The organism is Mucilaginibacter sp. P4_G9 (assembly GCF_056400985.1).
In genome coordinates this window covers 1-6,549 of the sequence record NZ_JBFUKF010000279.1, presented here as the reverse complement: position 1 = coordinate 6,549, position 6,549 = coordinate 1, and the positions used below count along the sequence as shown (strand labels likewise).

At 41.5% G+C, this 6,549-nt stretch carries 5 protein-coding genes; 4 read left to right on the top strand and 1 reads right to left on the bottom strand.

The features are described from left to right. The 4 genes from AC1DPZ_RS19435 to AC1DPZ_RS19420 form a co-directional block, all read left to right on the top strand. Nucleotides 1–1,051: glycoside hydrolase family 3 C-terminal domain-containing protein (locus tag AC1DPZ_RS19435; RefSeq protein WP_477406469.1), on the top strand; the 1,051-nt coding region annotated here is incomplete at its 5' end. 4 nt (nt 1,052–1,055) lie between these two features. Further along, nucleotides 1,056–3,434, top strand: a complete 2,379-nt coding sequence (locus AC1DPZ_RS19430; RefSeq protein ID WP_477406467.1) for a glycoside hydrolase family 3 C-terminal domain-containing protein — start codon at nt 1,056–1,058, stop codon at nt 3,432–3,434. A gap of 5 nt (nt 3,435–3,439) precedes the next feature. Beyond that, on the top strand, nt 3,440–4,240 hold the full coding sequence (locus AC1DPZ_RS19425) for an SDR family NAD(P)-dependent oxidoreductase (protein ID WP_477406465.1): 801 nt from the start codon (nt 3,440–3,442) through the stop codon (nt 4,238–4,240). A 126-nt stretch (nt 4,241–4,366) separates the two neighbouring features. Then, complete coding sequence (locus AC1DPZ_RS19420; protein ID WP_477406463.1) at nt 4,367–5,146, top strand: DUF3667 domain-containing protein; 780 nt, start codon at nt 4,367–4,369, stop codon at nt 5,144–5,146. A gap of 401 nt (nt 5,147–5,547) precedes the next feature. Here the strand turns inward: AC1DPZ_RS19420 and AC1DPZ_RS19415 are convergent, their stop codons facing one another. Further along, on the bottom strand, nt 5,548–6,444 hold the full coding sequence (locus tag AC1DPZ_RS19415; protein WP_477406461.1) for a helix-turn-helix domain-containing protein: 897 nt from the start codon (nt 6,442–6,444) through the stop codon (nt 5,548–5,550). Nucleotides 6,445–6,549: the final 105 nt, after the last annotated feature.

Here is a 6,549-nt window from a genome sequence, read left to right as displayed (position 1 = left end):
AATCGGCTATGTGCCCGATACAGCTTTGAAAACGATTTACGTTGCCCAGATCAAAGCCGACCTGAAAACGCATCCCGAAAAAAACATGGTATTGGGTAGCCCGCATTTGGTGCCGGAGCCTGAATTAAGAGCGACAGATATCAGCTCAGCAGCAGACCAGGATGATATCGGTATTTTTACCATCAGGCGGAACGCCGGTGAAGGCGCTGACCGAAAAGTGGAAGATTTTTATCTTTCAGAAGCCGAGATAACACAACTAAAAGCTGTGGGTGATGCTTTCCACGCCAAAGGGAAAAAGCTGATAGTTGTATTGAATATTGGTGGTGCCATAGAAATGGAAAGTTGGAGCAAAAATGTTGATGCCATTTTATTAGCCTGGCAACCCGGACTGGAAGCAGGAAACGCTATTGCCGATGTTTTGAGCGGAGGGGTTGATCCATCAGGCAAGCTGGCAACAACTTTCCCGGTTAAATATGAAGATGAGCCATCTGCAAAAAGTTTTCCGGGTACACCCGCCAACCGCCCGGTTGAAAGTATATACGACGAAGGAATATATGTGGGCTACCGGTATTTTAATACGTTCAGTTTAAAGACCTCGTATCCGTTTGGCTATGGCCTAAGCTATACCAGATTTGCCTACAGTAATCTAAAATTGAGTGCGGCTACCTTCAGCAAAAAACTAACTGCTACAGTTACTGTCACCAATTCCGGGAAAGTTGCGGGTAAAGAGGTTGTGCAACTTTATTTAAGCGCCCCGCATAAAACATTGGACAAACCTTCAGAGGAATTGAAGGGATTTGGCAAAACAAGGTTACTTCGGCCTGGTGCCTCACAAACACTCACTTTTACAATTGATCCTAAAAATCTTGCTTCTTTTAATACTGAAAAGTCAAGCTGGATAGCTGATGCCGGAAAGTATACCGTAAAGATCGGGGCTTCGAGCGAGGATATCAGAATGATTAAACCATTTGCATTAGCTAAAATGTTGATCGTTGAAAAGGATCATAAAGCAATTGTTCCACAGGTCACCATCAATGAATTAAAAAATTAAAAAAATGACACCATCAAAAAAATTATCACCCAATATCCTCTTGCTTTTATGCGTCTGCGGATTTTCGTTATCAGTTCGGGGACAGCAATCGACAAAGTTGCCACAGTTAGGGAAGTCTTCGGTAAAGGAAGTGATTGCCGCTATGACGCTTGAGGAAAAAGCCTCGTTGGTTGTGGGTGGAGGACTCAATATCCCTCCTGCGATGAGGAAAAATAAAATGTTTGCTGGCATGGTTGCACAGCCGGGTACTTTAGCAGCAAATACGGTTAATCCCGTACCAGGTACTGCCGGAAACACGATTGCGATGCCAAGGCTGGGCATACCCTGTATCGTGGTAAACGATGGCCCGGCAGGCTTACGCATGATAGGGGGCTTTGGGGGGCAGAAGTATGAATGCACGGCGTTCCCGGTAGGTACGTTGTTAGCATCAAGCTGGGATAAAGACCTGATCTTTAAAACCGGGCAAGCGTATGGCAATGATGTATTGGAATATGGGGTCGATATATTGCTCGCACCTGGTATGAACATACAGCGAAACCCTTTATGCGGCAGAAATTTTGAGTATTATTCCGAAGACCCATTGTTATCGGGCTCGATTGCTGCCGCCATGGTAAACGGTATTCAGTCGCAGGGTGTAGGCGTATCCATAAAACATTTTGCTGCGAACAATCAGGAGACAGACCGTCAAACCGTAAACACGATTGTAAGCCAACGGGCACTTCGCGAGATATATCTTGAAGGTTTCAGGGTCGCATCCAGGGAATCACACCCATGGACCGTCATGTCTTCCTACAATTTACTAAACGGAAAATACACATCCGAAAACTACGATCTACTGACAACGATTTTAAGAAAAGAATGGGGTTACCGTGGGCTTGTCATGAGTGATTGGGGTGCCGGAAAAGACGCGGTTGCACAGATGAAAGCAGGTAACGATTTGCTGATGCCCGGCCCTAACCAGGTTAGCACCATAATACAAGCTGTTAAAGATGGCAAATTGAATGAGAAGGTGCTGGACAGAAATGTGGAAGATATCCTCAACCTTATTCTCAAAACTCCCCGTTTCAAAAACTACAAGTATTCAAATAAACCTAATACTGTAGCAAATGCTGCAATGTCGCGAAAGGCAGCTACCGAGGGAATGATCTTACTGAAAAACACCGATAGTGCGCTTCCGTTTACCGAAAAAACAAAAAGTATTGCACTGTTTGGCAATACGTCCTATCAGGCTTATTTAGGCGGCTCAGGAAGCGGCTATGTCGCGGTAGCTTATTCCGTAAACCTGGTAGATGGTTTGAAGAACGCTGGTTATGTGACCGACGAAACCCTGAAAGAAAAATACAAGACCTATATGACGGAAAATGCTCCCAAAGGTGGCGATATGATCGCGAACATTATGGGTGGCAAAAAACGTGCGGCTGAGATGCCTGTAACGGATTCGCTGGCTGAAGAAATGGCTGGGAAATACGATATAGCGATTTTTACACTTGGGCGCAACTCAGGAGAGGGTGAAGACAGAAAGCTGGATAACGATTTTAATCTTTCAGCGATAGAATCAGCTTCGATAAACACCATTTGCAAGGCATTTCATGCCAAAGGTAAAAAGGTTGTTGTAGTACTTAATATCGGCGGGGTTATAGAAACAGCAAGTTGGAAAAGCAACCCTGACGCCATATTGCTCGCCTGGCAGCCAGGTCTTGAAGCGGGAAACGCTATAACAGATTTACTCAGTGGCAAAGTAAATCCTTCCGGTAAACTGGCGCAAACGTTCCCTATATCTTATGCCGATGTTCCATCGGTGAAGAACTTTCCCGGTATTGAAGTTAAAGATGATTCGACCATAAAAAGAAAAGTGGTTTATGAAGAAGGTATTTATGTAGGTTATCGCTATTATAACACCTTTAAGGTGAAACCTGCCTATGAATTTGGGTATGGTTTATCTTATACCAATTTTACCTATAGCAGCCTCAAATTGAGTTCAACTTCATTCACCGGCAAGATCGCGATAAGTGTTGACGTAAAAAATACAGGAATAGTAGCCGGAAAAGAAGTTGTACAGGTTTACCTGAAAGCACCCAAAGGAGATTTGGATAAACCTGCGGAAGAATTGAAGGGGTTTGCTAAAACCGGATCATTAAAACCAGGCGAATTGCAGACACTCACTTTTACTATCAATGCTAAAGACCTTGCTTCGTTCAACACAGACCAATCGGCCTGGGTCGCGGATCCAGGACGATATGAAGTAAAGATCGGCGCTTCCAGCGAGGATATTAAACAAACTACATCGTTTACATTGAATAGAAGAACTATCGTTGAAAAAGTTAACAGGGTGCTGATGCCTCCAATGGCCGTTGCTGAACTTAAAAGCAAAAATCAGAAATAAAGAAAATGAAAGTTGAGAACAAAACGATAATAGTTACCGGAGGCGGCAGCGGTATGGGCCGCGAACTCGTACTGAACCTGCTGGCAAAAGGCGCAAAAGTAGCTGCGATAGACATCAACGAAAAGGCTTTGCAGGAAACTGCTGCATTGGCAGGTGACAGGAATGTAAATTTAAGCCTGTTTGTGACCGATATTACCGATAGAGCGGGGGTGGAAGGCTTATTAGAGAAAGTGGTCAACAAGTTTGGCGCAGTAGATGGCATTATCAACAACGCCGGTATTATTCAACCATTTATAAGAGTAAATGACTTGAGCTATGAGATGATAGAACGGGTAATGAATATTAACTTCTACGGCACCCTTTATTTGATCAAGACTTTTCTGCCACACCTGCTTACCAGGCCTGAAGCGCACATTGTAGACATATCCAGTATGGGCGGGTTTTTACCTGTGCCGGGTCAAACTATTTACGGCGCATCGAAGGCAGCGGTAAAATTGCTGACAGAAGGGTTGCATTCCGAATTGTCGGGCACGAATGTAAGAGTGACTGTAGTATTTCCAGGCGGTGTTAGCACCAATATCATGTCCAATTCGGGACTTACCGACCGAATGTCCTCATCTGCAGAAGGGGCGCAGAAGATTCTTTCTGCCGATAAGGCAGCGGCGATGATTATCGCGGGGATGGAGCAAAACCGTTACCGGGTGTTAGTGGGCAAGGATGCTAAAATGTTGGACCTCCTTTATCGCTTGAACCCTGCGTATGCGGCAGGACTGATCGCAAAGAAAATGGGTGCATTACTTTCTTGAAAATAAAGATAATTCATATTCGATCATGGATACAAAGAACCGGTGTTACCGGATGTGCCCATTAATTAGCTCAGTATAAAATCGTAAGTTTAAGCATTGTTAGCTCACGCTGAACAAAGAAAGCAAATGGGAAAAACGCTAAAAAAAACTGGTCATAAAATAAATACTACGATCATTTGCAAAAATTGCGGTGGCCAGGTATCGGGCAATTTTTGTAGTGATTGTGGACAACGGGCAGACACCCACAAACTGACCATGCATTTTATTTTGCATGATCTGCAACATGGACTGTTTCATTTTGATAAAGGGGTTTTGTACACTACTAAACAGCTTCTTACAAGACCTGGTCACACTATCCGCGAGTTTTTGGAAGGAAAAAGAGTCAGGCATTTTCAGCCATTATCCTTTGTTATTGTGCTTGCCACTTTTTATGGATTACTCTATCATTACTTAATTTTAGACCGCCTTCACGCGAGTCTGATTGAGCCCAGAAACGACATAACCAGGGCTTCCGGGAAAATCATTACCTGGATAACTGAGCATTTTGCTTTTGACGGTCTGATGCTGATCATAACCAGCACCTTGGTTTCCTATGTCATTTTTAAAAAACGGAAATATAATCTTGCAGAGCACCTCGTTTTGAATACATACTTAATGGGATTGTTTTTAATTGTTAGCCTGCTCGTTTTCCCCATTGTTTATATTTTCGGTAACGCATTAACTCTCCAATATGGCATAGTTCAACAAGGTTTTCTACTCGTTTTAATGTGCTGGTGTTATTCCCAGTTCTTCAACAATACTTCGAAAGCTAAGATAATCGGCCTCACTTTTATTGCCTTTTTGATCATTTCAGTTCTCAACCTGGCTATCGGCTATTTTGCCGCTTGGATTGTAACGAAGTTTTAGGGGCAGAAATAAAAAATGAAGTAGTACAAAACCAACGATAAAAGATTTATCAAAATGGCTTCAATTATTCGCGTTGGTTCGAATTTGCCCCCATGACCGTACTCAAATTCGAGCAATTTTTTTCAAGTCAGCTATAAAGTTATTTGAAAATAGACCTATGACCGACCCAATGTAGCTAGCTACATTATATTAGGTATGCACAAGGATACAGGAAAAATGATCGTTTTGAAGGGATCGGATACATTAGCCTAAATGGTTTATGGGCTAAAGTTACAAATTATATAGAAAAAAGTAGGAGAATCATAGGCAAGGCTTATCTAAAAACAATTGAAGGTTTTCCTTTAAAGTTAATTAAAAGACTTTTTAAGATTTTAAAAAGAATAAAATGTATTGTTATTTAATTATTTCAACAACTGGTATCTATATTCAGTTGGAGTGATCCCAACAGCTTTTTTAAATAATCGCGAAAAATAGGGAGCATTTTCAAAGCCAAGTTGAAATGCAGTTTCGGCTACAGTATTGTCTGTGCTCATCAATATGTTTTTTGCCTCAATAATTAAAGCTATATGAATGTGGTCCAGGGCCGTCCTACCGGTTTCCTGTTTCAATAAATCGCTAAGATATCCTGCCGACAATGATAGCTGCGACGCCATATATTTTACTGTTGGCAATCCATGGTTTTGAAGGTTCCCGCTCTCAAAATATTCCTTCAGTATTTCTGTAAACTTAGAAATTATTGTACCGGACAATACAGTCCGGTTTAAGAATTGCCGATTGTAAAATCTTGACGAATATTTCAGAATGGACTCAATATGGGCTAGCATTATGTCTTTACTAAAATTATCCTGGTTGTTGTAATATTCCTCCCGTATTTTATAAAACAGGCCCCAAATGGTTTCTTCTTCTTTAGGAGATAAATGCAGTGCCTCATTTGCTTCATAATCGAAGTAGCCGTATTTTTTAATTGTAGCATGAAGAGGATGATTGACCAAAAAATCTTCATCTATATAGATCATAAATCCCTCTTCTGTTAATTCAAGGTTACTCATCTGTAGGATTTGATTGGGTTTCAAAAAAAACATAGAGCCCGTATCGCTATCATACTTAGTCTTACCATATAAGAGGGTGCCAGATTTTACCTTTTTTAAAGCAATCTTGTAAAAGCCCATTGTAAATTCCGTATAAACAAAATTGCAGCTTTTTATATCTTCAAATGTTAACACGCCAAGCAACGGATTTTCCGGGGGAGGAAATCCGTTTATTGTATACAGTTCGGTTATAGTTTTAAAATGTTTCACATCTAGATTGTACCTAAAATTACAATTATTTTACAACAATGAGTTTACCCCCCCCCCCCCCTTTTTTCAACTCATTCTTTATCTGAAATCGATATTGATCATTCC